We start from the raw sequence: 23,342 nt of genomic DNA, 5'->3' as shown, positions 1-23,342 counted from the left end.
CGTCGGGTCAATAACTGTACTCCGGGCATCTAACCGGAGGAGGGTTGGGATGCAGGTCCGCGAACGCAAGGACACGGTCCGCCGCCTCACCCTGGCTCGCCGGGGCCGGCTGGACGCCGCCGAGCGCGAGGCGCGCGCCGAGCGCCTGATCGAGCGGCTCTTGGCCATGCCCGAGGTGGCTGAGGCCGAGCGCGTCTTGGCCTTCGTGTCGGTGCGATCCGAAGTCCCCACCGGCCGGCTGCTTCAGGCCGTGCTGGCGTCGGGCTCCGTGCTGCTGCTGCCCTACGTCGCCGACGACGGGGCGCTGCAGGCAGCCGAGGTCGAGTCCCTCGACGAGCTGGAGCCCGGATATAGAGGCATTCCCGAGCCCCGGTCACGCTTCGCCCTACATCCCGCGGAAGCATCGGTGATCGTCCTGCCGGGCGTCGCCTTCGACGAGCGCGGACGCCGCCTCGGTCACGGAGGCGGGTTCTACGACGCCTTCCTCAGGGAATCGCCGGTGGTTCCCCGGATCGGCATCTGCTTCGAAGTCCAGGTCGTGCCCGAGGTCCCCGTCGAGCCCCACGACGAACGCGTCGACGCGGTGGTGACCGAGAACCGGGTGATCCGCTGCGCGCGCGCCTAGCGCCAAACGGGCCTGGTTTTTCCCTTGCTACAATCCTCGCATCATGCCGACCTACGAGTATGCCTGCACGTCCTGCCATCGCCACATCGATGCCGTGCAGCGTTTCACCGACCCCCCGCTGGAAACGTGCGAGGAGTGCGGAGGCGCCCTCAAGCGGGTGTTCCACCCCGTGGGGATCGTGCTGAAAGGCTCCGGCTTCTACTCCACCGACAACCGCTCTCGTAAGCGTCCCTTCACGCCGAAGGACGGATCGAAGGAGCCAGCCAAGGACTCCAAGGACACGGCGGCCTCGTCGGCCTCGGCGTCCGGGGAGTCCAAGGAGTCGAAGTCCGAGAAGCCCCAGAAGCCGGAGAAGTCCGAGAAGAAGACGGACTCGGCGCGCACCGGCTCGAGCACCGGCTCGAGCACCGGCTCGGCGAAGTCATAAGGCATGAGCGCACCCGCGGAAATCGGCGTCTTCGGTGGATCCGGCTTCTACTCGTTCCTGCAGGGGACACAAGAGCACGTCGTCACGACGCCGTTCGGCGACCCGTCGGCCCCCTTAGTAACGGGCGAGATCGACGGACGCCGGGTGGCGTTCTTGCCTCGCCATGGAACGAAGCACGAGTTCCCGCCGCACCGCATCCCCTACCGGGCAAACCTGTGGGCGATGCGCGAGCTGGGAGTCACGCGCGTGCTGGCACCAACGGCGGCGGGGTCGCTGCAAAAGCACGTTGCGCGGGGCGACTTCGTGGTGTCCGACCAGATCATCGACCAAACCTCCGGTCGTCCCTCTACGTTCTATGACGGCCCCGAAACGATTCACGTGTCGCTCGCCGAGCCGTACTGCCCGACAATGCGTGCGGTCGCTATCGACAAGGCGCACGCGGCCGGGATCTCGGTGCACGCGCACGGGACCGTGGTCGTGATCGAGGGACCGCGGTTCTCCACCCGGGCGGAGTCCAAGTGGTATTCGGCCATGGGCTGGGAAGTCATCAACATGACTCAGCACCCCGAAGCGGCGCTCGCGCGCGAACTGGAACTGTGTTACTGCAACATCTCGCTCATCACCGACTACGACGCCGGTGTCGAGGGAACGTCGCCGGTCACGGTGCCCGAAATCATCCAGGTCTTCAACGACAACAACTCCCGCCTGAGCAACCTGCTGCGCGCAGTAATCCCGGCCCTGCCGTCTTCCCGCGACTGCGCCTGCGCCTCGGCGCTGGACGGCGCGCGCGTCGGACACTGATACCCTCGCATAAATGAGCGTCTTTCAAGCGTTAATCCTTGGCATCGTCCAAGGCCTAACCGAGTTCTTACCCATCTCGTCGAGCGGGCATCTGACGCTGGTTCCGTTCATAGCAGGATGGCCGGCGCCGACGCTGGCCTTCGCCGTCGCGGTTCACATCGGAACCCTGGTCGCGGTAGCCGCCGTGTTTCGTGCCGAGATCGCCATGCTTGCGCGGACCGCACTGGGGTGGAAGCGCGCGCCGGAATCGGATCGCTCGCTCCTTCGCATGATCGTGATCGGCACGATTCCCGCCGCGATCATCGGCATCACGCTGGAGAAGGTCATTGGTGGAGCCTTCGAGCGACCGGTGCTCGTGTCCCTGCTGCTGGGGGTGACCGGCTACTTCTTGATGTCCACCGAAACGATCGTCGAGACGCGCGAGGCCGAGACGGTTCCGGGCGCGATCTCGGGACGACCGGAAACCGAACTCACAACTGCCGACGCGCTCGCGGTCGGCTTTGCGCAAGCGGTTTCGATTCTTCCCGGGATCTCGCGTTCCGGCTCCACGATCGGAACCGGGATGCGCATGGGCCTGAGCCGCGTGGGAGCAACGCGCTTCTCCTTTCTGCTGTCGATTCCGATCATCTTTGGAGCCGCCCTGGCCGAGACGCCGAGCATCATGAACGAAGGCTTCGGCACCGGCGCCGGCACAGCGTTCGCAATCGGGATCGCGTCCTCGGCGATCTCAGGGTTCCTGGCGGTGCGCTGGTTCATCGGAACCATTCAGCGTCGGGGACTTCGGCCGTTCGGCATCTACTGCTTCTTGATGATGGTGGCCGGGCTGGTGACCGCGCTGGCGCGCGGCTGAGACCGTGAAGACCTCACGGCTCCGCGGCGCGCGCACGATCATCGCCTCGCTGACCGCGGCCGGGATCGCATTCATGCCCGTATCACCCGCGCTCGCACAAGAGCCCGAGGCGCGCGCGCGAGTGATCGTGCTGTGGCTCGACGGCACGGACCTGGGCGACTGGTCGGCGCCGAACCTCCCGAACTTCCAGGCGTTCCTGAAGAACGGCGCGGTGGGGCTCCTCGCGGCGCGCGCGCGCGGCGGTGCGGCGGGAACCCCCTTGGCGCGCGCGCGCGCCGCCGAAGCCGTCGGCGGAACGGTCTGCGGCGACCGGTATCCGGAATCCCTCGGTGCCGCAGCGCGGCGAAACGGCAGCACACTGGCGCGCGCCCTGTCCGCCGCCGGCCGCACGGCCGAGATCCTGGCAGGAACAGCCGACGACGGCGTAACCGAACGGATCGCCCGCGTGTTCGGCTGCGCCGACCAAGTACCGGCACCGGTGCCTATCACGTTCGCGATGCGCGCCGACTCGCGATTCCCCACCGGCCGCCGGGTTGATCTCGCAGCATTGCGCGAAGCGACCCTGGGTGCGCTCAAGCGCAGCGATCTGGTTCTGGTGGACTTCGGTGACGGTGCGCGCGTCGAGCGCGAGTTCGGTCTCGATCCGGCTACGCGGAAGCCCTGGATGGATTTGGCGATGCGCCGCGCCGATGTTGTGCTCGGGCAGCTGCGGGCGCTCGCCGGCGCGCGGGACTCGGTCCTAGTCGTCTCGCCCACGCCGTCGCGAAGTCGCATTGCCGCAGGGGTTCACCTGGGAGCGATTGCGATGACCGGACCACCGGGAGTGCTGCGCAGCCAAACCACCCGGCGCGACGGATTCGCCTCGATCGCCGACCTCGGGCCGACGATGCTGGCAGCGCTCGACATCGCGATTCCCGCCGACATGACGGGACACGCGATCACGGTGCGACCCCGGACGAACGCGCACGCCGCCGTAGAGGGTCTGGAGCGAGATCTGGTTGCTGCGGCGCGCGCGCGCCGCCCACTCACGCGCACCGCGCTGGCGATCGCGATGGCGTTCGTGCTGGTGGCGTTTCTAACGATCGCCTCGGGTCGCGGCCGTCCCGCCGCGCGCGGACGTCTGCCGCGAGGTTTGCGCGACGCGGTGGCTACCGGACTCGTTGCGGTGGTCGCACTGCCGGCCGCAACATCTCTCCCGATCCCGACCTCGATTGCCGACGCGCGCGCGGCGACCGCTGTGGCCGTGCTGATTCCCGTCATCGCATCCGTTGCGTTCGCGTTGATCGCACGCATCACACTCGGACGCGAGCGCGCGCTGCTGGGCTCAGCCATCGCCTCGGCAGCACTCCCGCTGGTCGATCTCGCCCTTCCGGGACTGCTCGGCGCCGGGGTGGGGTTCCCTATTGCAGCGGGCGCGCGCGCGGGAGGCGCCGACGCCGGGATCGCGGGCGTCGTCATCGGTGCGGGACTTGTCTCGGCGGGGTTCGCGCTCGATCGCGCGAGCGCGCTGCGGCGAGCGAAGGTGATCACGTCGGTGTCCTTCGCCGTCGCAGCAGTGATGCTCGGCTCCTCCAGATTCGGAGCGCGACCTGCATTCGGAGTCCTGGCCGTCGCGGCCGGAGCCATGCTCGTGGCGCGCGCCGGCCGGCGCGCGCCCGCGTACCTCGGTGTCGCTGCCGCGGCGGTCGCCGCCGCAGGGCTGCTGGCCCTGGAGCGCGCGATCGCCCTGCCGGCGGACGCGAGCGTCGCAACGGTCGGCGGTGTCGCAAGAATCCTCGCCGGCATCATCGACTCGGTCGCAAACATCACGGTGTTCACCATCTGGCCGATCGCGATTGCTGCGTGCGCAGCCCCGGCGGTGATCCTGCGACAACGGCGCGGAACGCTGATCGATCGCGGGATGTGGGGCCGCCCGTACACGCGCGCCGCACTCGCGACGGCCGCTGCGGCGGCAGTGGTGCTCGCTCTGGCGGCGCGCGGCGGCCTGGTCGGCGCAACCTGGATCGCAACTCTGTCCTCGGCCGGACTTCTACTTCCCTTGCTTGCTTCCGACGACTGACTCCGGAAGGAATCACGCTCGCAAGCGCGAACCTAGGCGGTACGCAGTCACCGAGGGAGGGAGCCCCCTGTGCGTCGCTTTGCCGCCGTCGTAGTCATCCTCATTGCCGGAACCACGCTAAACGTTGCAGCCGCCGCCGACCCCTACGTCAAGCTGACCGACGTTCGCGTCGCGATGAACGACGGCGTCCCGCTCGCATCCGACATCTACGTCCCCACCATCGCCGACGGCGATGGTGACGGCCTGTACCCGTGCGTCGTCGAGCTGACGCCGTACCGCAAGGAAACGCGCGCGGCCGAAGGCGCCGGCCACTTGCCGGCCCAAGGAATCGCGCTGATCGAGACCGACGCGCGCGGGACCGGCGGCTCCGGCGGCGAGTACGACATCGTCTTCTCTGTTCGCGAACAGGCCGACGCTGCAGCCATGATCGAGTGGGCCGCGACCAGCGCGACCAAGGACGGCGCGCCGCTCGCCGATGACGACAGCAACAAGCTGTGCGAAGAGACCGTTGGGATGTACGGCGGGTCCTACTCGGGGATCATCCAGTACCTCGTGGCATCGCTGCCCGAGGTTGCCACGGGCGATCTGCCGGCAGCACCGCCGCACCTGGCCACAGTCGCGCCACAGCGCGCCTACGGCGACTTGTACCGCGACATCGTCTACCACGGTGGGGTCGCGATCGGCTCCTTCGGTCAGATCTGGTCGGGAGGCACGTCCGCGTACTACGTGGAGCCGCCGACCGACGTCCAAAGCGAGCAGGGCTCAGCAGCCTGGACGGACCACCTCACCAAGAACGACCCCATGATCGTGAACTACTTGATGGCGCCGTACGCCGACGCGGAGTTCTCCAGCAACGACTCCGACCCCGGCTGGACGCAGAAGTTGTACGAGGACTCGAGCATTCTGCCGCGCATTCAGAATCTTCGCGTTCCGACGCTGCACCTCGCCGGGTGGTTCGATGCGTTCACGCGGGGACAGCTGATGACCTTCACCGCCGCACGCGAACAGGAGCGCGCGAACTCCTCCGAGCACGGACCCAACTACTTGATCATCGGGCCCTGGAACCACGGCCAGACTCACTTCATCAATCCAAACCAAGGATTCCGCGAAGACCTCGTCGGCTGGTACCGCTACTGGCTCGAGGACCGCGTGAACGGCGGCGCCGCGCCGTCATGGATGAGCGGGCAGCGCATGCGCTACTTCCAGATGCGCACCGGAGTGCTCGGCGCGCAGAGCGCCGCCGACGGTGAGTGGAAGACAACCGACCAGTGGCCGCCGGCGGATCTGTCGGTACAGCGGTTCTACCTTCGTGCCGACGGACGGTTGAGCACGGATGCGCCGACCACGAGCGAGGCCGAGGACCTCTACGCCCTCAACCCGTCGGCAGGCACGGCCGAGACGCTGTCGCGGTGGGACAACGCCGCGGGGACGCCGCAGCCGCAGTGGGACCAGCGCTTGGAGTCCGGCAAGGGCCTCACGTACCAAACCGCACCGCTTGCCGCGGACTTCTCAATCGCCGGACCGATCGGCTTCAAGATGTTCGCTTCGGTGCTCGGAGCGGAGCGGCCACCGACTCCCGCCGACGGCCCGGTCTTGCAAGCGACCCCGCCGTACAACGACACCGACTTCGTCGTGAAAGTGTCCGACGTCGCAGCCGACGGAACCGCGACCTTGCTGACGCAGGGCTACTTGCGCGCGTCTCATCGAACATACGATCTCTCTCGCAGCATCGTCGCCGACGGAGAGATCCTCGCGCCGTATCACTTGCACACGGCGGCCGCGTTGGATCCACCGCCGCCCGGGGAAGTCCGCGAGTATCAGATCGAAATCTGGCCGACCGCCAAAACCTTCGGCGCCGGACACAGTATTCGGGTAGACATCACATCCTCGGACACGCCGAACCACCTAACCCTGACCTCCCCGACGCTGAACTCCGTCTACCACGACGCAGCGCGGGCCTCGTATCTGTCGATTCCGGTGGCGCCGCAGGGGTAGACTCGTCGCAATGACAAAGCGCGCGGCGTTCTTCGACTGCGACAAGACGGTGATCCCCGGGTCGAGCCTGTACCTGCTCGCGCGCGGGATGTACGAACGGGATTTCATCCGAGTTCGACGCATCGCGTCTTTCGCGTGGGGCCAGATCACCTTCCGGCTCACCGGCAGCGAACGGATGGGACTCGTGGACGACATCCAGGAGTTCGCGCTCGGGTTCGTCAAGGGCAGACACCGCGAGGAACTGCATCAGTTGGGCGTCGAGATCGCGCGCGAGCGCATCCTGCCGCGCGTCTACGCCGACATGGTGCGAATCATTCAGCACCATGAGTCGCTTGGACACGAGACGTACCTGGTTACGGCGACGCCGCTGGAGATCGCCGAGGTGATCGCCGAGGGACTCGGGATGACCGGCGCGCTCGGCACGCGCTCGGAGCTGGACGACGCGGGGTGCTACACGGGCAAGCTCGCGGGACCCCTGTTGCATGGCCCCGAGAAGTCCAAAGCCGTCGAGGCGCTCGCGGTGGAGAAGGGCTTCGACCTGACCGAGTGCGCGGCGTACTCGGACTCGATCAACGATCTGCCACTGTTGGAGGCTGTAGGGCACGCGCACGCGGTAAACCCGGAGCCGAAGTTGCGTCGTCTGGCGCGCGCCCGCGGATGGCCGATTCATGAGCTGCGAACTCGCAGGCGCGCGCTGCTGATCGGCATCCCGTCAACCGTCGGAGGCCTCGGGCTGTTCGCCTCTGGGATCGCGGTTGGGATGTGGGCCGCTCGGCGGCGGGGAAACGGCGCGCGGTAACCACCGGACGCCGCTTCCCCGCCCCTAACGCGTTTAGCCCTGGACGGGAGGCAGGCCTCGGTAGTCGATGTGCGAGATGTGCATCAGCTTCGACCACCGGTGCTCGGAACTGATCACTCGGACGGTTCCCGAGCGCGCGCGCATGACCATCGACTGACTGGTCGCTCCGTTGGCCGAGTAGCGCACGCCCTCGAGCAGCACGCCGTCGGTCACTCCCGTCGCGGCGAAGAACACGTCCTCGCCTTGCACCAGATCGTCGGTCGTGAGAACCCGGCCGAGGTCGTATCCGGCGGCAATCGCTGCTTGACGCTCCTCGTCGTTCCGCGGATACAGGCGCCCTTGGATCTCGCCGCCCAGGCACTTGAGCGCTGCCGCGGTGATCACACCCTCCGGCGTTCCGCCGATGCCGTAGAGCATGTCCACGCCGGTGCCCTGCTTTGCAGCCGTGATCGCGCCCGCGACGTCGCCGTCGGAGATCAGACGTACGCGCGCGCCGAGCGCGCGCACGCTCGCGATTGCATCTGCGTGGCGATCGCGGTCCAGGATCGTCACGGTGAGGTCCGACACCTCCATCCCGCGCGCCTTGGCAACGTTGCGCATGTTGTCTTCTATGGAGGCGGTGATGTCGATCGCGCCGGCAGCCTGACGCCCGACGGCGATCTTCTCCATGTAGACACACGGACCCGGATCGAACATCGCTCCTCGCTCGGCGATGGCGACCACCGACAAGGCGTTCCCCTCGCCGCGCGAAGTCAGACGAGTGCCGTCGATCGGATCCACCGCGACGTCCACGTGCGGCGGCTCACCGGTGCCGACGTGCTCGCCGTTATACAACATCGGCGCTTCGTCCTTCTCGCCTTCGCCGATGACGACGACGCCGTCGATGTGAAGCGTATTGAAGATCAACCGCATGGCGTCAACAGCGGCCTGGTCGGCACCGTTCTTGTCGCCTCGGCCCACCCAGCGCGCGGCGGCGAGTGCGGCCGCCTCGGTTGTGCGGACCATCTCCATCGCCAAGTTCCGATCCGGAACCGGATCCCGTCCACGTCCCATGTCTAGATGTCCCCCCCTGTCCAACGTTGTCCTCATTGGAGCAGACGAACCGGGGCTACTGCCAGTCGTCACGAAAGGTTGACGACCGAGTACGCGGGATCGGACGCAATGTCCTGCTCGCAAAAACGTATCGGGTTCCACTCTTTGCGCGAGAACATCGACGTCTGGTCGCCGAAGAACGGCGATTCCGGGTTGGACGATTGCGAGTAGGTGATCCAGGTTCCGCCGCGTACCGGGCACGACTCCCCCGTGAACTGCACGGTCATCACGAAGCTCGACCCGAAGTCGATATCGGGGTAGCCCTCGCCCGGCTGCCATCCACCGGCGTTGCCGATGGCATTGAAGTTACCCAGCTGCCCGGGACCGCCGTGGATCGGGATCTTGACGTCACCGCGCATCTCGTACTGGTAATCCCCCAGTTTCGCGTCGAGAGGTATCCCGGACCCCTGCAGATCGGCAACCGCATCGGCCAGGGCTTGCTGCACCTGCGGGTCCGACGTGTCGAGTCCCTTCGGGGTGTTGACCGCATCGCGGAAATCAAACGCCGTCGTGTAGGGATCCAGCGGCAAAACGCGCTCGACGAACCGGCGGAAAAGCACGGCGCCGGCGCTGTCGATGTTGTCGTGCACATCCCACGCCGCGATCACCGGACACGCGGCCTTGATGTCCGTCGGTCCAAGGTATTTGCGGCACATGGTCACCGCCGCGTCACGGAACAGCTCGCCGGCGTACTGGCGATTGCCGAAGGCCAGTTCCTGCAAGTCCGTGATCGTGAAGCGACGCCCGGGACGCCCGTCGTTTCCGGCCAGACGGTCCTCGAGGATTCGCAGCCCCACGCGCGTGCGCAACGTCCTCGGCGTACGCTCATTGCCGATGATTCGCGGGTAGCCCTCCAGCGGATGGCGCGGATTCGTCAGCCAGTAGCTGTCGTTGGAGTTATGCGTGTAGTCGTCTCGGAACATCCAGGGAAGATGGCCGGGCCCGAAGATCCCGGGCACGACGGCGTCGGAATCACTACCCCACTCGCATAGCGAGCGAGACCCATCGAGCACCGGCAGAGCCGCGAGTTCCCAAACAGCCTTTCCGACGAGCCCGTTAACGCACTCGGTAATCTGCGCGTCGGTGACGTGCGGAACGACCGAGTGGTCGGCGTAGTAGGCGGTACCGGTGTCGTCGGCTCCCGTGGTGTTCACCCACGGAATCCCTTGATAGGTGTCGGTGACGTGCTTTAGGTCCTCGACGGAAGTCGCGGCATTCATGCCGAAGAACTGGTTGAGCGCCCGCATTTGTATGTTCACGTCGCGAAGCGCGTAGGCGGTCGTCGGCGTCCAGTTGAAGATATTGATCGGACCCACCGGGGAATCGGTGGCGGGAATGCCTGCGAACATCGGGCCGAAGTGCGTAGACCAGAAAGTGTGCGTGCGATCCGCAAGCGTCCCGTCGGCAAGCTTCACCTTGACCGCGACCGTGCGACTGGTCATCTGACGGACTTCGCCGTCGTACATGTAACTGGTCGGCGAGCCGGGCACGAGAGCGAGTTCGTACGGCGTGAAGCGCCACGCGGTTGAAACCGTGTGGCTCCAGGCGACGTGTTCGTTGTGGCCGATCAGGATCAGCGGAACTCCAAACAAACTGGCGCCCTCGACGTCAACGACGCCCGGAATCGTCAACTGCGTTTGGTAAAAGCGTTCGGGACCATCCCACGGGAAATGCGGGTTCCCCAGCACCATGCCCAAACCGTTGTCCGTGGCATCTTTGCCGAGTCCGTAGGCGTTGCTGCCGAGTCGATCGGTCTTCAGACCCGGCAGTCCGGTCCCGTCCCACTTCCGCAACGCCGCCGACAGCCGCGCCTGAGGAATCGCGGCCGTTGCCGTCAGCGGCGGCTGGGCATCGACGATGCCCTCCATAAGAGCGCCCGAACTAGCGAGCAACATCAACTGGAAGAAACGAAGGTAGACGTCCTTCTCGGTGATCTGACGAACCCACTCCGCCCCGCGGCACCGCGGGTCGGGAAGGCCGTCCACGCCCGTCTCGTCGAGGTACCGGTTGTAGCCGGCGACGTAGCCGGCAATACCGTCGCGAACTCCTTGCACGGGACCCAGCGGCGGCTCCTGAGCCAGGAGCCGGTCGACGGTGCCCTCATCGATGATGTTCTGCCAGAAGAAGTCACTTTGCAGGTTCGTCGGAGAAGCGTCGTTGGCAGCGATGGTGTAACCGGCGTCGGGCCCAAAGTACTTGGAGCGCTGAGCGTTGACGGTCACGTAGTCGTCGGCGATTACGCAGAGGTTCTGGCTCGCGAACGCGTACCCGTAGCCGTAGCCGATGCCGCCGAAATCGTCCGCGACGATGTGCGGTATCCCGTGGGAGGTCCACCGGATCTTGGCCGAGTACTGATCACCGGCGGCGCGGGTCACCCCCGCGACGCCCAGCGGAAGCACCAACGCGACGGCCAGCAGCGCCGCAATACCGCGCGGGCGGCGCGTCGACGACAGATGTGAACTCCGGAACACTCGCATGCGCAAGCTCCTCCCCGATTCATCCCTCACCCTGTGATTCGGGCAGTAGTTCCTCGCGCGCGCGGTGGTTTCCTGCCGGGAAGCGTGATTCGTTTTGCCGGGATCAGTCCTGTTGACTGCGGACCAGCGGTTGGAGGCGGCCGACCAGGATCGCCGCCCCGATCAGTGCGGCCCCCGCGAGAAGCAACGCCAGTGGGACGCCGAGGGAATCCGCGAGGTGCTGCAAGACGAACCCCGACACGAAAGTAAACAGCCCGACGGCTCCAGCAGCGAGCAGGCCGACCGCGCGCCACTGCACCGACAGCCACAGGAAGCCGAGCGACGCCACGATGCCGACGGCCTCCATCGCGACCTTGTCGTCGAACGTCGGGATCCACAGACCGATGAGCACCTGCATGGACCCGAGCAACTGGGCTAGATGGGTCGGGGCAAGGAGTCCGGCGCGCGCCAACGCCACCTGCACCGCGCCCGCAACCGCAAGCACAAGCCCGACCCGCAACGCACCGGGGTTCGCGGCCGCTGCATCGTTCAGCCCGAAGACGGAGAACAAGCCGGATGCAATCACGGCCAATAACTGCGCAGCGCGCGGCTCCGCGCGCCAGTACACCAAGGACAAAATGAATGCCGGTCCACCGGTTAGAAGGAAGGTCGCAGCCTCTCTAGGATCCTTCAGCGTCGTCGCAATCGTTGCCCCCATCGAGGCGACGAACCCCGAGGACAGCATCCACAAGATCGCGGAGGCGCGCGCGAGTGGCGGTGCCTCGCGGCCGCGAAGCGCGCTACCGCCGACGCCGGAGCCCACCGCGAGAGCTCCAAGCAACCCGACCCTGCCGGACATCCCGAGGTCGGACCAGAACTGCGAGAGCAACGCAACGACCGACCCGACCACCGCTGCGATACCCAAATAGACGAAGACCTCGACGACCGCGGATACGCGCGATCCGGGCACGGGGGCGCCTTGCGCCTCAAGCCGATCGATTGCGGACCGTTGCTCCGCCGTGATGATCCCCGCATCGACCCAGCGCTCAAGCGCGGACCCCAACTCCTCGCGATCGCCCACGAATCCTCCTGAACAAGTCCTGCCGGACCGGCGGTCCGACTCCCAAGAACAAGTCTACGAACCGGGTTGCCGCAAGTCCCGAGTGGCGGTCGCGGCAACCCGGCTGATCACTTCGACTCACCGCGGAGGGATTCGGTTCCAACTCGACCGCTGCACTCTACGATTGACGGACACGAAATCGTAAAGACGCCGGACGGCAACCGGAGCGCAACCGATCAGGGTGCGGCGCGGCGCGCGCCGATGACTTCATCCACGAAGGACTGCATCGACGCGAGTACTTCGTCCGACGCCCACAACCTGACGACATCTGGGTCGAAGCGCGGCGCGTCGCGCTCGATGCGCGACAGTACCGGGTAGCGCAGCGCGCGCTTGGTGAGGGCGAACGTCTCCGCCGGGATGCTCGCGAGGTGCGCGGCGACCTCAAGGGCGCGCGCGAGCACGTCGCCTTCCGCAACGACCTCATCGACCAGACCGCGCCGCATTCCCTCCTGTGGACCGTAGACCTCCCCCAGGTACACCAATTGCTGCACGAACTGCGACCCGACCGCGAAACGCATGATCTCCAGCGCCGACGTTGGGAACGGCACACCGACCCGCAACTCGGGGATGCCGACGAGGGCGTCACCGTCGGTCATGACTTTGTAGTCGCACGCGCAGACCAGCACGCACCCGCCGGCGATCGCGTGACCGTTCACCGCGGCCACGACCGGACGCGGAAAGCTGAACAGCGCGCCGAATGCCTCTCCCAGCACCGGGACGTTATCCCGAACGTATTCGGCGCCGCCCTCGAGAATCAGCGGCAAGTTGGCGCCGGCCGAAAAAGCGCGGTGGTTTCCGGTTAGAACGAGCGCCTCGGCATCCGATCCTTCGATTTCGGCAAGCTTGGCAGTGAGCGAGCGCAGGAACTCCGCGTCCAATGCGTTTACCTTCGCGTGATCCATCCGCAGCACGGCAATGTTGTCGCGGCGTTCGACGTCAAGCATGAGTCCTCCCCCGTGATCGACCGGGCCATTCTCACACGAGGCGAAGCATTCCCGCGAAGACCTACCAAGCAAGCGCCGACTTGGCGCGCGCCGTCGAGTTAGCTGAAGAAGATCTCGGCGACCTCCAAGAGACCGGGATCAACCGTCTTCAACTCGGCAACTGCCTCCGCGATCGAAACCCGGATGATCGCGCCGGCCCGAAGCGCCACCATCGTGCCGAACGCGCCGTCGTGCACCGCGTCGATCGCTGCGACCCCGAATCGTGTTGCGAGGATTCGGTCGAACGCGGTCGGAGTCCCGCCGCGCTGGACGTGGCCGAGCACGGTTACCCGGGTGTCGAACCCCGTGCGCGCGCGGATTTCCTTGGCGAGAACCTCGCCGATTCCGCCCAGGCGAACGTGACCGAATTCGTCCAACTCGCCCGACTGCAGCACGGTCGAGGCTTCCTTGGGCTTCGCTCCCTCCGCGACGACGACGATCGACGCGAAGCGTCCCTTCTTGTGACGTTGGAGCAGGTCCTGGCACACCTTCTCGATGTCGAACTCCTGCTCGGGAACCAAGATCTGCGCCGCGCCGCCGGCGATGCCGGCGCATGTTGCGATCCATCCGGCGTGACGGCCCATGACCTCACACACAAGCACGCGGTTGTGCGACTCCGCGGTGGTGTGCAACCGGTCGATCGCATCGGCCGCGATCTGGACCGCCGTGTCGAACCCGAAGGTCACCTCGGTTCCGCCGAGGTCGTTGTCGATCGTCTTGGGGACACCCACGACCGGCACGCCCTCGTTGGTCAACTTCAGCGCGACGCCGAGCGTGTCCTCGCCGCCGATCGCGATCAACGCGTCGATTCCCAGACGCTCGACGGTCGCCTTCGCTTTCTCCGGTCCACCGTCGATCTTGTACGGATTCGTCCGCGAGGTGCCCAGAATCGTCCCACCGCGCGGCAAGATGCCTCGACAACGCTCGACGTCCAACGGCATCGTCGAACCCTCGATGACGCCTTTCCATCCGTCGAGAAACCCGACGAGTTCATCTCCGTACGTCCGTTCGCCCTTTCGAACAACTGCGCGAATAACCGCGTTGAGCCCCGGACAGTCGCCTCCGCCGGTGAGAACCCCTATTCGCATCTCGAACTCCTCTCCTCGCGCCGGAGACCGCAATCTGCTGTGTCTTCTCTACACCGGCGCGCGCCTGAAGGCTAGTGGTTCACCGCCACCGTTCGACAAAGGCAGGAACCTGGGTTTCTGCGCCGGTATGCTCAGGCGGCTTTCCTCGTTTGAGAGCGTCACGCGGCGAAGGATCCGAAATGGACACACCGGCAGTGGTTGTCGAGGGCCTGCGGAAGCGGTTCGGAGACGTCGAAGCGCTTCGCGGTATCGACTTGCGCGTACCTACGGGAACCGTTCTTGGGCTGCTCGGGCCCAACGGGGCCGGCAAGACGACGGCGGTTCGGATCCTTGCGACGCTGCTGCATCCCGACGGCGGGCGCGCAACGGTCGCCGGGTACGACGTGGTGCGCGATGCCGCGAAGTTGCGCAGCGCCATCGGGCTCGCCGGGCAATACGCGGCGGTGGACGAGACGCTGACCGGACGCGAGAACCTCGTATTGGTTGGGCGTCTGTACCGCCTGCCGCGCGCCGAGGCGGAGCGGCGCGCCGACGAGGTCCTGGAACGATTCGACCTCAGCCACGCGGGCGCGCGCCAGGTGAAGGGCTTCTCCGGCGGGATGCGCCGGCGACTGGATCTGGGGGCAAGCCTCGTCGGCCGGCCGCAGGTGTTGTTTCTCGACGAGCCGACGACGGGGCTGGATCCGCGAAGCCGCATCGAGTTGTGGGGCTTGATCGAAGAACTCGTGCGCGACGGGACGACGTTGCTGTTGACGACGCAGTACCTCGACGAGGCGGATCATCTTTCGGACCGCATCGCGATCATCGACGACGGCCTGGTCATCGAGGAAGGAACCTCCGACGAATTGAAGACTCGGTTGGGAGTGGACGTCGTCGACATCCACGTCGCGGATCGCGCGCGCACATCCGAAGCCGTCGTTGCGGTGGCGGGACTCGGCGCGGGTGCCCCTACGGTCGATGCTCCCCAGGGGCACGTCTCGATCCCTGTGGGCATCGGTGGAACGCGGGTAATCGCGGAGGTCGTGCGCCGGCTTGACGGGGCAGGGATCTCGCTGTCGGATCTCGCGCTGCGCCGCCCGACGCTAAACGACGTGTTCTTGCGCCTGACCGGACACACCGCGGAAGACGCCCCGTTGCCGGGTGACACGACGGCGGCGGGACGGCGGCGGCGGCGCGCGCGCGGGAGGCACAAGTGAACACGACGACGACATCCGCACCGTCGGTCCGGCGCGGGCGCGCAGCCGCCGCAATCGGCGACGCGTTGCTGGTCTCGCAGCGGAACTTGATCCGCTACCTGCGCATTCCAACGCTTCTGGTCTTTTCCACGATTCAGCCTGTGATGTTCGTGCTGCTGTTCCGCTACGTCTTCGGCGGGGCGATCAACGCCGGCGGCGGGCTTTCCTACGTGGACTTCCTGATGCCGGGGATCTTCGTGCAGACGGTCGTCTTCGGCTCAACGCAAACAGGCGTCGGACTTGCGGAGGATCTTTCGGGCGGCATGATCGACCGCTTCCGGTCGTTGCCCATGGCGCGCTCGGCGGTGCTCGCCGGACGCACGCTGTCGGATACCGTCCGCAACGTGTTCGTCATCGGGCTGATGATGACGGTTGGGTTCGCGGTGGGATTTCGCATCCACACCAACCCAATCGCCGCGCTCGGCGGGGTCGCTCTTGCGTTAATGTTCGGTCACGCGTTCTCGTGGATCTCGGCATTGATCGGATTGGTGGTCCGCGACGTGGAGTCCACTCAGGCAGCGTCGTTCATCTGGATCTTTCCGCTGACCTTCGCGAGTTCAGCGTTCGTTCCGGTCGCATCGATGCCCGGGTGGCTGCAAGCGTGGGCGAAGGTCAACCCCGTCAGCATCACGGTCGATGCGATGCGCGGATTGCTCGTCGCCGGGCCGATACTCAAACCCACCCTTCAAGCGGTAGCGTGGATCGCGGGGATGATGATCGTCTTCGTGCCGACCGCGATCCGCCGGTACCGAACTATCGCATAGAGGACGCGTCCCGACAGAGAGTGCCAACAGGGCTTTCTGTCGGCAATAGATCCCACGTTCGTACCTGTCGCCGGGCATCCGGCGGTGCCATGATCGGAAGACAAACGGTCACGCAAAGCCCGAGGAGGGGTTTGGATGGCACGGTATAGCGCCTCGCTCGAAACCCGTCTGTCGCCCGCAGCATGCTTCGCGTACTTGAGCGACATGTCGAACGCAGCGGAGTGGGACCCCGGCATCGCCGAAGCTGAAAAGATGACCGACGGCCCGGTGCGAGTGAACTCAACGTTCCGCCTGGCGACCACTTTGCTGGGACGCAAGATCACAGGGCTCTACCGCGTAACGTCGATGACGCCTCCGTCAGAGATCACGTTCCAATCGGAGACGACGATCTTGCGCGCGCAAGACGCGATCACGATCGAGAAGACGCGCGAAGGCTCGCGCATCACCTACAACGCGATCCTTGTGGGCAAGGGCCCCTTGGGAGTGCTCGACCCGGCACTTGGGCTCGTGTTCCGGCGCACCACCGCGCGCACGCTCGCAGGACTCAAGCGGCACCTCGCATCGCTCGCGCGCGAGGAACACCGCAAGCACGCATAGGCCATCAGAAGAACGCGGCCATGCCCGTCACGGCCTGACCAACGACGAGCGTGTGGATTTCGTGCGTGCCCTCGTAGGTGTAGACCGACTCCAGATTGTTCATATGGCGGATGACGGGGTATTCCAGCGTGATCCCGTTCGCACCCAGCACCGATCGCGCCAGCCGCGCGACCTCCAGCGCGTCGCCGACGTTCGCATACTTGCCGAGGCTCACTTGTTCGTGCGTGAGCCGGCCGTGGTCCTTCATGCGCCCCAGGTGCAGCGCGAGCAGCATTCCGCGCTGCGTGGCGAGCAACATCTCGACGAGCTTGCGTTGCGTCAGCTGCATTGCTGCGATCGGCTTGCCGAACTGGACGCGATCTTTCGAGTAAGACAAAGCGGCTTCGTAACACGCGCGCGCCGCGCCGACCGCGCCCCACACGATGCCGTAGCGCGCCTCGTTCAAACACGACAGCGGTCCGCGCAGCCCAAGCGCCTCGGGCAGCATTGCGTCGGCAGAAACCCGGCAGTCCTCCAGGATCAGCTCAGAGGTAACCGACGCGCGCAACGACAGCTTGTGATGGATGTCGCGCGCGGAGAACCCGGGCGTGCCGGCCGGCACGAGGAACCCGCGCACGCCGTCCTCAGTGCGCGCCCACACGACGGCGACGTCGGCAATGCTGCCGCTGGTGATCCACATCTTCGAGCCGTCGATCACCCAGTCGGTTCCGTCGCGGCGGGCCGTGGTGCGCATGCTCCCGGGATCGCTGCCGGCATCGGCTTCGGTCAAGCCGAAACACCCGAGCGCATCCCCCGCCGCCATTCGTGGGAGCCACTCCTGCTTCTGTTCCTCAGAGCCCCAGTGATGGATGGCGAACATCGCAAGCGAGCCTTGGACCGAGACGAAACTTCGAAAGCCGCTGTCGCCGGCCTCGAGTTCGGTACACGCCAGACCGTAGGCGACCGCGCTCGTCCCGGCGCAGCCGTATCCCTCAAGGTGCATCCCGAGCAGACCCAGGCGGCCCAGTTCCGGCGCCAGTTCCCGCGGGAAGACCCCTCGCTCAAACCAGTCGGCGATCCCGGGCAGCGCGCGCTCACGGACGAAGCGCCGGACGGTATCGCGAATCGCCCGCTCGTCCTCGGACAGAAGCGCGTCGATGTGAAGGAAGTCGATCGGATCGGGAACAGCGCGCGCCGCGGACTTCGTCATGGCTTGTCATCCCTCTCGATTCCAGCCGGACACGTCTGCTCCGGCCCACCTCAGAGTCTACGGCGCGCGCGGGACTCGTCCAGGCTCGATACTCTCAACGCGTGATCATCATCTCCGGCCTTCGACGTTCGTTCGGCGCGCGCGCTCTCTTCGACGGCGCCGACCTGCGGGTGGGCGCGCGCGACCGCATCGCGATCGTGGGGCCGAACGGCTCGGGCAAGACCACCTTGTTCGAGATGATCTCCGGACACCAGGAGCCCGACGGTGGATCGATCAACCTGCTCAACGGCGCCGTCCTTGGGTACCTGGCGCAGGAAACGGACGCGCTGCGCGGTCGGACCGTTCTCGAGGAAGTCATGTCCGCGGGAACCGCCATGCGTGACGCCGGACACCGGCTTCAGATCCTCACGGCCGAACTGGAGGCGACGCCCGACGAAGAAGAACGCGGGCCGCTGCTGGAGGAGTACGCCCATCTGACCGAACGCTTCGAGGCGCTGGGGGGTTGGTCGCTGGAGACCGAAGCGCGGCAGATCCTCGCGGGTCTGGGCTTCTCCGATGCGGATACCTCGCGCCGGACCGAGACGCTGTCGGGCGGATGGCTCATGCGGGTCGCGCTCGCCAAGCTGCTGCTGGCCGGACCCGACGTGCTTCTGCTCGACGAGCCGACCAACCATCTTGACCTCGAGTCCGTCGTGTGGCTTGAGCGATTCCTGCGCACATACGAAGGCGCGCTGATGCTCATCTCGCACGACCGCGACTTCATGAACGGCATCGTCACACGAGTGGGCGAAATCGAAAGCAGCAAGCTCGTCGTCTACACCGGTGACTACGCGTCGTTCGTCGAGCAACGCGAAATGCGCGCGCTGCAGGCCGAAGCTGCGGCGAAGAACATCGCGCGCAAACGCGCGCAATCCGAAGTGTTCATCAATCGGTTCCGTTACAAAGCCTCGAAGGCGCGACAGGTGCAAAGCCGCATCAAGGCGCTCGACCGCATGGATGCCGCACCGGTCGTGGCGGCAGCGGGTCGCACCATGAAGATCGGTTTCCCTCCGGCGCCGCGCGCGGGACGCATCGTGATGGAACTGCGTAGCGTGGGGTTCTCCTACGGCGATCACGAGGTCTACCGGGATCTCAACGTGTCGATCGAGCGCGGACAGAAGGTCGCGCTCGTCGGACCGAACGGGGCGGGAAAGACCACGCTTTTGAAGCTCATCGCCGGCGCGTTGAAGCCGACGACCGGAGAGTGCGCGCCCGGAGCGAACGTCGCCATCGGCTACTTCGCGCAGCACCAAGTCGAGTCGCTCGACCCGTCGCTGCGAGTACTGGAAGAACTCGAGCGATCGCTGCCGCCCGGCTCCAAGGTGCGGCCTCGTGACTTGCTGGGACGCTTCTTGTTCCCACGCGACGACGTGGACAAGCCCGTCGGCGTGCTTTCGGGCGGAGAGCGTTCGCGGCTCGCGCTAGCGAAAGTCCTGGCGTCTCCGTTCAACTTGCTGTGCATGGACGAGCCGACAAACCACCTCGACATCGCGTCGCGCGACGTGCTGGAGGACGCGCTACAGGAGTACGACGGCACGATGGTGCTGATCACTCACGACCGCCACTTGATCCGCAGCGTCGCCGATCACGTCATCGAAGTCACGGCCGGACGAGTGCGCTCGTTCCCCGGAGACTACGAGCGCTACCTCGAACGCGTTTCCGCGGAGCAGTCAACGCCGGCGCCCAGCGAGCGAGCGGCGCGCGCGGGAAATACATCAAAGGAGCAGCGCCGAAGCGACGCCGAAGAACGGCAACGGCAATCGCGCGCGCGCACCGCCGTCCGTAGCGTCGAGACGAAGTTGGAAGCTGCGCACGCACAAATGGAATCGACCGGCGCGCGCCTCGCGGATCCCGAGTTCTACGCCGCAGGCCAAGGCGTTGCCGAGTTGGTGCGCGAATACGAACGACTGCGCGCGCACATCGCCGAACTCGAAACCGAATGGGACCGGCTCACCACCGAACTTGGGTGAACCGATCCCACTCGCTGTTTCTTGATCAGGCGACTCGGACGACGATCGAGCGAGCGGCCTTGTCGTGCAGCGTCTGGCGCCGCTTGTCCCAAAGCGGGAACAGCACGTCGATGATGCCCGGGACGGTGACGATCCAAAGGGCGCCCGCGACCACCCAGCGCAGAAACGCGCGACCGTAACCGATCGATCCGCCGGCGGTGGCGTCTCGGACCTGGATCCGCAAGGCCATCTTGCCGACGGTCTGGCCGCGCCGACCGCCTTCAAGAAGGACGCGATACAAGACTCCGACCGCGAATACCACCGCCATCATCAGGAAGAGCGCACCCCCGCCCCCGACCACCTCACCGGTGATTGGATCGACCTCGACCTGTCCGCTGGCAGCCGCGCCGATCCCGAAGATCGCCATCAGTATCCACGACGGCACTCCCACGACGAGGCCGTCGATGAGTGCGGCCCCGACCCGCTGACCCCAGGACGCCAAAGATGTGTCCGTCGAGACCGTCTGACTGCCGCCACCCGGCTGTCCGCACTTTGGACAAGCAATCGCCTGGTCCGAGATCTCCAACCCGCAGTTCGCGCAATACGCCATTTCGTCCCCCTGTCGTGCCGACCGTCAAGCCGTGCCATAAGTGCCGATGCCGGGTCGGGTACGAGGAAAGCCTGAACCCCGGATGTAGTGCGTCACCGGCGAAACCCTACCAGCGGAATGCACTCAACCGGTTCACCGCGGCACAACGCCCGCGTCCTAGGCGCGCGCAAACAGCGCGCGCAGCGCGGGAGGCAGGTCGGCTGGGGAAGCCGCTCGGACGAGTGAGTCCAGCGGGGACGAACTGAATGTATCGAGGAACATGTAGGTCTTGCCGCGCGACGCAGACCGCGAAGCGACATCGGTGAACGCAGCCATCGCTTTCGCGGTATAGCTCGGCTCCAAGCGCAGCCCTTCGGTGTCACGCGCGCGCCTCGTCGCAGCAACCCCGGCCGCTGTCGGGAACCCGTATCCCTTGCCCAGGTACCCTCCGAGTACGCGGACGCTGGGACGAAGGTCGGTGTGGACGACGGAGTTCAGGCACCGCAGCACGCGACGACACAGCAAATCCACGTAGCGCGCGTTCGCGGCGACCGGCGAAGTAATACGCACGGCGATCACTTCGGCCGCCAATCCCGCAAGCGCAAGTCCGACCGCCAAACCCGCGGCGGTTCCACCCGAACCGAGTGCGGTTACGATCGCGTCGGGTGGCGGAAGTTCGTCGCGAGTCACCTGCGCAGCGATTTCCAGTCCGGCCTCGACGTAGCCCAGCATTCCCGCCACAGTGCTGCCACCGGGCGCGATTACGAACGGAGCGTTTCGGCGCGCGCGCGCCACAGCGAGCCGCGCGAAAGCAACCGACGGTCCGGCGCAAGGCACGAGTTCGGCACCGCAGGCCGCCATCGCAAGCAACTGACGACCGACGTGGTCGTTGAAGGGCTGCGGGAAGACGTATGCGCGCGTTGCCAGCCCAAACCGGCGCGCGAAGAACGCCGTTGCGAGGACGTGATGAGAACCCCACCCACCCGCCGTTACGACGTGCGTCGCACCCGAGGCGACCGCTTGCGCCAGCACGAACTCGAACTTGCGAACCTTGTTCCCGCCGTACCCGGAGTTGGTTAGGTCGTCGCGCTTCACGAACAGCCGCGCGTCGCCGGGCAGGGACTCTTCCAGCCGAGCCATGCGCTCAACGGGCGTCGGCAGATCGGCGAGAGGAACCCACGGGATGCGCGCGCGCAACTCGGGAAACCTGCGAAACAGTTCCCTTGGAGCGACTGCGTTGCGCGCGCCGGGCGCGAAGTCCTGTTCGCTCATCTTTGCTTCCGCGCCCCCCTCAGGGTGGGTCCCGCGGTGAGGTCGTCGCCGAGCGCATATTCGGCGACGATCGAGGCGGCGATGACGGCGGTCAGGCGCGCGTCGCTCCAGTCAATCTCGTCCAGCGTGTCGTACTGGGTGTGGTAGTGCGCGAAGGGCCACTTGTTCAGCGCCAGCGTCGGGCAACCGCCGACGGCATATGAGGCCGAATCATTCGAGGCGGAGGCGTAACCCGCTGGGAACTCCCCGGTCTCCGCCTTGAATCCATATCCGCTTCTTCGCTCGTACTCGAGCGCAGCCGCCACCATCGCTGCTGCCGTCGCCGTTTCGCTGCGCGGCGATCCGGTCGCGTTCAACGCCGCGCCGGCGTCGCCGTTGCCCGCGACGTCGATGTCCGCCATCAAGCGGCAGGAAGCAAGTATGTCCGGCGCTGTTCGCGCGGCGTGCACGACCGATCCCTGCAGACCGATCTCTTCGGCGCCGAAGGCGATGACTCGGATCGTGCGCGCATAGCTCCATCGCGAGGCGAGAACGCGCGCGGCGGCAATCGTGGCTCCCATCCCCGCGGCGTTGTCGGCCACCGACGGCCCGACGTCGTGAGAGTCGTAATGCGTGCCGAACACTACGAACTCCTGGGTCGAAACCGCGGCGGGAATCTCGCCGATCACGTTCCAGGTGACCGAGGGACGGCTCTCGGCATCGACAACAAGCGTGACCTCAGGTGCAATCCCGTTCCGCCACGCCTCTTCCAGACGGTCGCCGTCGCCGGCGCCGATCGCGACAGCGGGGATCGAAGTGAGCGGCACGATGCTGCCGGTCTCGATCAGGTTGCGGTCCGGTTCGTGGACATCGTGGGCGAACACGAAACCAACGGCACCGTGCTGCACGGCGGCGATGTACTTGTCGAAGCGATGTGTGCCGCCACGGCGCACGACGTGAATGCGCCCGACGTAGTCGGCCGGCGACAACTTCGCGTAATCGGCCGATTCGCCGCGTCCGACGTACACAATCGGCGCGGTCAAACCGGTTGGGAGCGTGTTTGGTGAGCCGATGATCGGACGGACCTCGAGGTCGGCGGGTGATGCTGAGGAGTCGAACAGCCCAACCCGACGCGGTTGCCACGAAAGGTATGGGCTCTCCTCGATGCGCACGTTGGAGAGTCCGGCGTCGAGGAAGCGCCGGTACACCCAGTCGCGGGCGACGATCTCGAACGGCGTGCCCGCGCGACGGTGCGGAGCAACGGTCGCAAGGGCCGTGATCTCATCCCGCACGGCGTCCTCTCCTATCGCCTCATCGAGTTCGTGAGCGATGCGCACGACGCGCGCGATCGGCGAGTCCGGCACCGGGCCGGCGCCGCTCGGAAGAACGACGCCGACGAAAACGGCGGCAACCCATGTCGTCGACACGGCACGC

The 23,342-nt window shown here is 66.3% G+C and carries 20 protein-coding genes; 11 read left to right on the top strand and 9 right to left on the bottom strand.

Features of this window, described 5'->3' with window-relative positions; translation table 11 throughout:
* The first annotated feature begins 49 nt into the window (after positions 1 to 49).
* The 7 genes from WDA27_08200 to WDA27_08170 all read left to right on the top strand — a co-directional run bounded on the left by WDA27_08200 (position 50) and on the right by WDA27_08170 (position 7,556).
* The gene (locus WDA27_08200) at positions 50 to 625 is read left to right on the top strand and encodes a 5-formyltetrahydrofolate cyclo-ligase (protein ID MFA5890918.1); all 576 of its coding nucleotides are present in this window, start codon (positions 50 to 52) and stop codon (positions 623 to 625) included.
* Positions 626 to 668: 43 nt separating this feature from the next.
* Positions 669 to 1,052 (top strand): FmdB family zinc ribbon protein, encoded by a 384-nt coding sequence (locus WDA27_08195; GenBank protein ID MFA5890917.1) that lies wholly within the window; start codon positions 669 to 671, stop codon positions 1,050 to 1,052.
* Positions 1,053 to 1,055: 3 nt separating this feature from the next.
* Positions 1,056 to 1,853, top strand: a complete 798-nt coding sequence (locus WDA27_08190; GenBank protein MFA5890916.1) for an S-methyl-5'-thioadenosine phosphorylase — start codon at positions 1,056 to 1,058, stop codon at positions 1,851 to 1,853.
* A 13-nt stretch (positions 1,854 to 1,866) separates the two neighbouring features.
* The gene (locus WDA27_08185) at positions 1,867 to 2,703 is read left to right on the top strand and encodes an undecaprenyl-diphosphate phosphatase (GenBank protein MFA5890915.1); all 837 of its coding nucleotides are present in this window, start codon (positions 1,867 to 1,869) and stop codon (positions 2,701 to 2,703) included.
* Positions 2,704 to 2,707: 4 nt separating this feature from the next.
* Entirely contained in the window at positions 2,708 to 4,762 is a 2,055-nt protein-coding gene (locus WDA27_08180; GenBank protein ID MFA5890914.1) for a hypothetical protein, read from the top strand.
* A 69-nt stretch (positions 4,763 to 4,831) separates the two neighbouring features.
* Complete coding sequence (locus tag WDA27_08175) at positions 4,832 to 6,757, top strand: CocE/NonD family hydrolase (protein ID MFA5890913.1); 1,926 nt, start codon at positions 4,832 to 4,834, stop codon at positions 6,755 to 6,757.
* A 10-nt stretch (positions 6,758 to 6,767) separates the two neighbouring features.
* On the top strand, positions 6,768 to 7,556 hold the full coding sequence (locus WDA27_08170; GenBank protein ID MFA5890912.1) for an HAD-IB family hydrolase: 789 nt from the start codon (positions 6,768 to 6,770) through the stop codon (positions 7,554 to 7,556).
* Between the two features lie 33 nt (positions 7,557 to 7,589).
* On the opposite strand, the gene glpX is transcribed toward WDA27_08170, so the two are convergent.
* The 5 genes from glpX to WDA27_08145 form a co-directional block, all read right to left on the bottom strand.
* Positions 7,590 to 8,609: a class II fructose-bisphosphatase gene (gene glpX / locus WDA27_08165; GenBank protein MFA5890911.1), complete on the bottom strand. Its 1,020-nt coding sequence runs from the start codon at positions 8,607 to 8,609 to the stop codon at positions 7,590 to 7,592.
* A 68-nt stretch (positions 8,610 to 8,677) separates the two neighbouring features.
* On the bottom strand, positions 8,678 to 11,125 hold the full coding sequence (locus WDA27_08160) for a penicillin acylase family protein (protein MFA5890910.1): 2,448 nt from the start codon (positions 11,123 to 11,125) through the stop codon (positions 8,678 to 8,680).
* Between the two features lie 103 nt (positions 11,126 to 11,228).
* Positions 11,229 to 12,185: a DUF2157 domain-containing protein gene (locus tag WDA27_08155; GenBank protein MFA5890909.1), complete on the bottom strand. Its 957-nt coding sequence runs from the start codon at positions 12,183 to 12,185 to the stop codon at positions 11,229 to 11,231.
* 215 nt (positions 12,186 to 12,400) lie between these two features.
* Complete coding sequence (locus tag WDA27_08150; GenBank protein ID MFA5890908.1) at positions 12,401 to 13,168, bottom strand: enoyl-CoA hydratase/isomerase family protein; 768 nt, start codon at positions 13,166 to 13,168, stop codon at positions 12,401 to 12,403.
* Between the two features lie 98 nt (positions 13,169 to 13,266).
* On the bottom strand, positions 13,267 to 14,295 hold the full coding sequence (locus WDA27_08145; GenBank protein ID MFA5890907.1) for a 6-phosphofructokinase: 1,029 nt from the start codon (positions 14,293 to 14,295) through the stop codon (positions 13,267 to 13,269).
* A 179-nt stretch (positions 14,296 to 14,474) separates the two neighbouring features.
* Between WDA27_08145 and WDA27_08140 the strand changes: the two genes are divergently transcribed.
* From WDA27_08140 to WDA27_08130, 3 genes are all read left to right on the top strand, one after another.
* The gene (locus WDA27_08140; protein MFA5890906.1) at positions 14,475 to 15,491 is read left to right on the top strand and encodes an ATP-binding cassette domain-containing protein; all 1,017 of its coding nucleotides are present in this window, start codon (positions 14,475 to 14,477) and stop codon (positions 15,489 to 15,491) included.
* Entirely contained in the window at positions 15,488 to 16,294 is an 807-nt protein-coding gene (locus tag WDA27_08135; GenBank protein MFA5890905.1) for an ABC transporter permease, read from the top strand. Before WDA27_08140 ends, WDA27_08135 begins: the two co-directional genes overlap by 4 nt.
* Before the next feature lie 135 nt (positions 16,295 to 16,429).
* A complete protein-coding gene (locus tag WDA27_08130) occupies positions 16,430 to 16,891 on the top strand; it encodes an SRPBCC family protein (protein ID MFA5890904.1) in 462 nt (153 codons plus the stop codon).
* Positions 16,892 to 16,895: 4 nt separating this feature from the next.
* Here the strand turns inward: WDA27_08130 and WDA27_08125 are convergent, their stop codons facing one another.
* A complete protein-coding gene (locus tag WDA27_08125; GenBank protein ID MFA5890903.1) occupies positions 16,896 to 18,080 on the bottom strand; it encodes an acyl-CoA dehydrogenase family protein in 1,185 nt (394 codons plus the stop codon).
* Between the two features lie 101 nt (positions 18,081 to 18,181).
* Here WDA27_08125 and WDA27_08120 point away from each other — a divergent pair, with 101 nt between their 5' ends.
* On the top strand, positions 18,182 to 20,089 hold the full coding sequence (locus WDA27_08120; GenBank protein MFA5890902.1) for an ABC-F family ATP-binding cassette domain-containing protein: 1,908 nt from the start codon (positions 18,182 to 18,184) through the stop codon (positions 20,087 to 20,089).
* 25 nt (positions 20,090 to 20,114) lie between these two features.
* Here WDA27_08120 and WDA27_08115 read toward each other — a convergent pair whose 3' ends face one another.
* The 3 genes from WDA27_08115 to WDA27_08105 all read right to left on the bottom strand — a co-directional run bounded on the left by WDA27_08115 (position 20,115) and on the right by WDA27_08105 (position 23,335).
* Positions 20,115 to 20,678, bottom strand: a complete 564-nt coding sequence (locus WDA27_08115) for an RDD family protein (GenBank protein ID MFA5890901.1) — start codon at positions 20,676 to 20,678, stop codon at positions 20,115 to 20,117.
* 156 nt (positions 20,679 to 20,834) lie between these two features.
* Positions 20,835 to 21,929: a pyridoxal-phosphate dependent enzyme gene (locus WDA27_08110; GenBank protein ID MFA5890900.1), complete on the bottom strand. Its 1,095-nt coding sequence runs from the start codon at positions 21,927 to 21,929 to the stop codon at positions 20,835 to 20,837.
* The gene (locus tag WDA27_08105) at positions 21,926 to 23,335 is read right to left on the bottom strand and encodes a M28 family peptidase (GenBank protein ID MFA5890899.1); all 1,410 of its coding nucleotides are present in this window, start codon (positions 23,333 to 23,335) and stop codon (positions 21,926 to 21,928) included. Before WDA27_08105 ends, WDA27_08110 begins: the two co-directional genes overlap by 4 nt.
* Positions 23,336 to 23,342 lie beyond the last annotated feature (7 nt).

This window comes from Actinomycetota bacterium (genome assembly GCA_041658565.1).
In the GTDB taxonomy this organism is placed as follows: domain Bacteria; phylum Actinomycetota; class AC-67; order AC-67; family AC-67; genus JBAZZY01.
The sequence above is the reverse complement of the archived record's forward strand: the minus strand, read 5'-3'. Positions and strand labels throughout refer to the sequence as shown.

Coding starts and splice junctions, on each gene's coding strand:
- WDA27_08190 (MFA5890916.1), top strand. CDS start 1,056: ATGAGCGCACCCGCGGAAATCGGCGTCTTCGGTGGATCCGGCTTCTAC.
- WDA27_08160 (MFA5890910.1), bottom strand. CDS start 11,125: ATGCGAGTGTTCCGGAGTTCACATCTGTCGTCGACGCGCCGCCCGCGC.
- glpX (MFA5890911.1), bottom strand. CDS start 8,609: ATGGGACGTGGACGGGATCCGGTTCCGGATCGGAACTTGGCGATGGAG.
- WDA27_08125 (MFA5890903.1), bottom strand. CDS start 18,080: ATGACGAAGTCCGCGGCGCGCGCTGTTCCCGATCCGATCGACTTCCTT.
- WDA27_08140 (MFA5890906.1), top strand. CDS start 14,475: ATGGACACACCGGCAGTGGTTGTCGAGGGCCTGCGGAAGCGGTTCGGA.
- WDA27_08200 (MFA5890918.1), top strand. CDS start 50: ATGCAGGTCCGCGAACGCAAGGACACGGTCCGCCGCCTCACCCTGGCT.
- WDA27_08185 (MFA5890915.1), top strand. CDS start 1,867: ATGAGCGTCTTTCAAGCGTTAATCCTTGGCATCGTCCAAGGCCTAACC.
- WDA27_08150 (MFA5890908.1), bottom strand. CDS start 13,168: ATGCTTGACGTCGAACGCCGCGACAACATTGCCGTGCTGCGGATGGAT.
- WDA27_08115 (MFA5890901.1), bottom strand. CDS start 20,678: ATGGCGTATTGCGCGAACTGCGGGTTGGAGATCTCGGACCAGGCGATT.
- WDA27_08170 (MFA5890912.1), top strand. CDS start 6,768: ATGACAAAGCGCGCGGCGTTCTTCGACTGCGACAAGACGGTGATCCCC.
- WDA27_08195 (MFA5890917.1), top strand. CDS start 669: ATGCCGACCTACGAGTATGCCTGCACGTCCTGCCATCGCCACATCGAT.
- WDA27_08110 (MFA5890900.1), bottom strand. CDS start 21,929: ATGAGCGAACAGGACTTCGCGCCCGGCGCGCGCAACGCAGTCGCTCCA.
- WDA27_08130 (MFA5890904.1), top strand. CDS start 16,430: ATGGCACGGTATAGCGCCTCGCTCGAAACCCGTCTGTCGCCCGCAGCA.
- WDA27_08145 (MFA5890907.1), bottom strand. CDS start 14,295: ATGCGAATAGGGGTTCTCACCGGCGGAGGCGACTGTCCGGGGCTCAAC.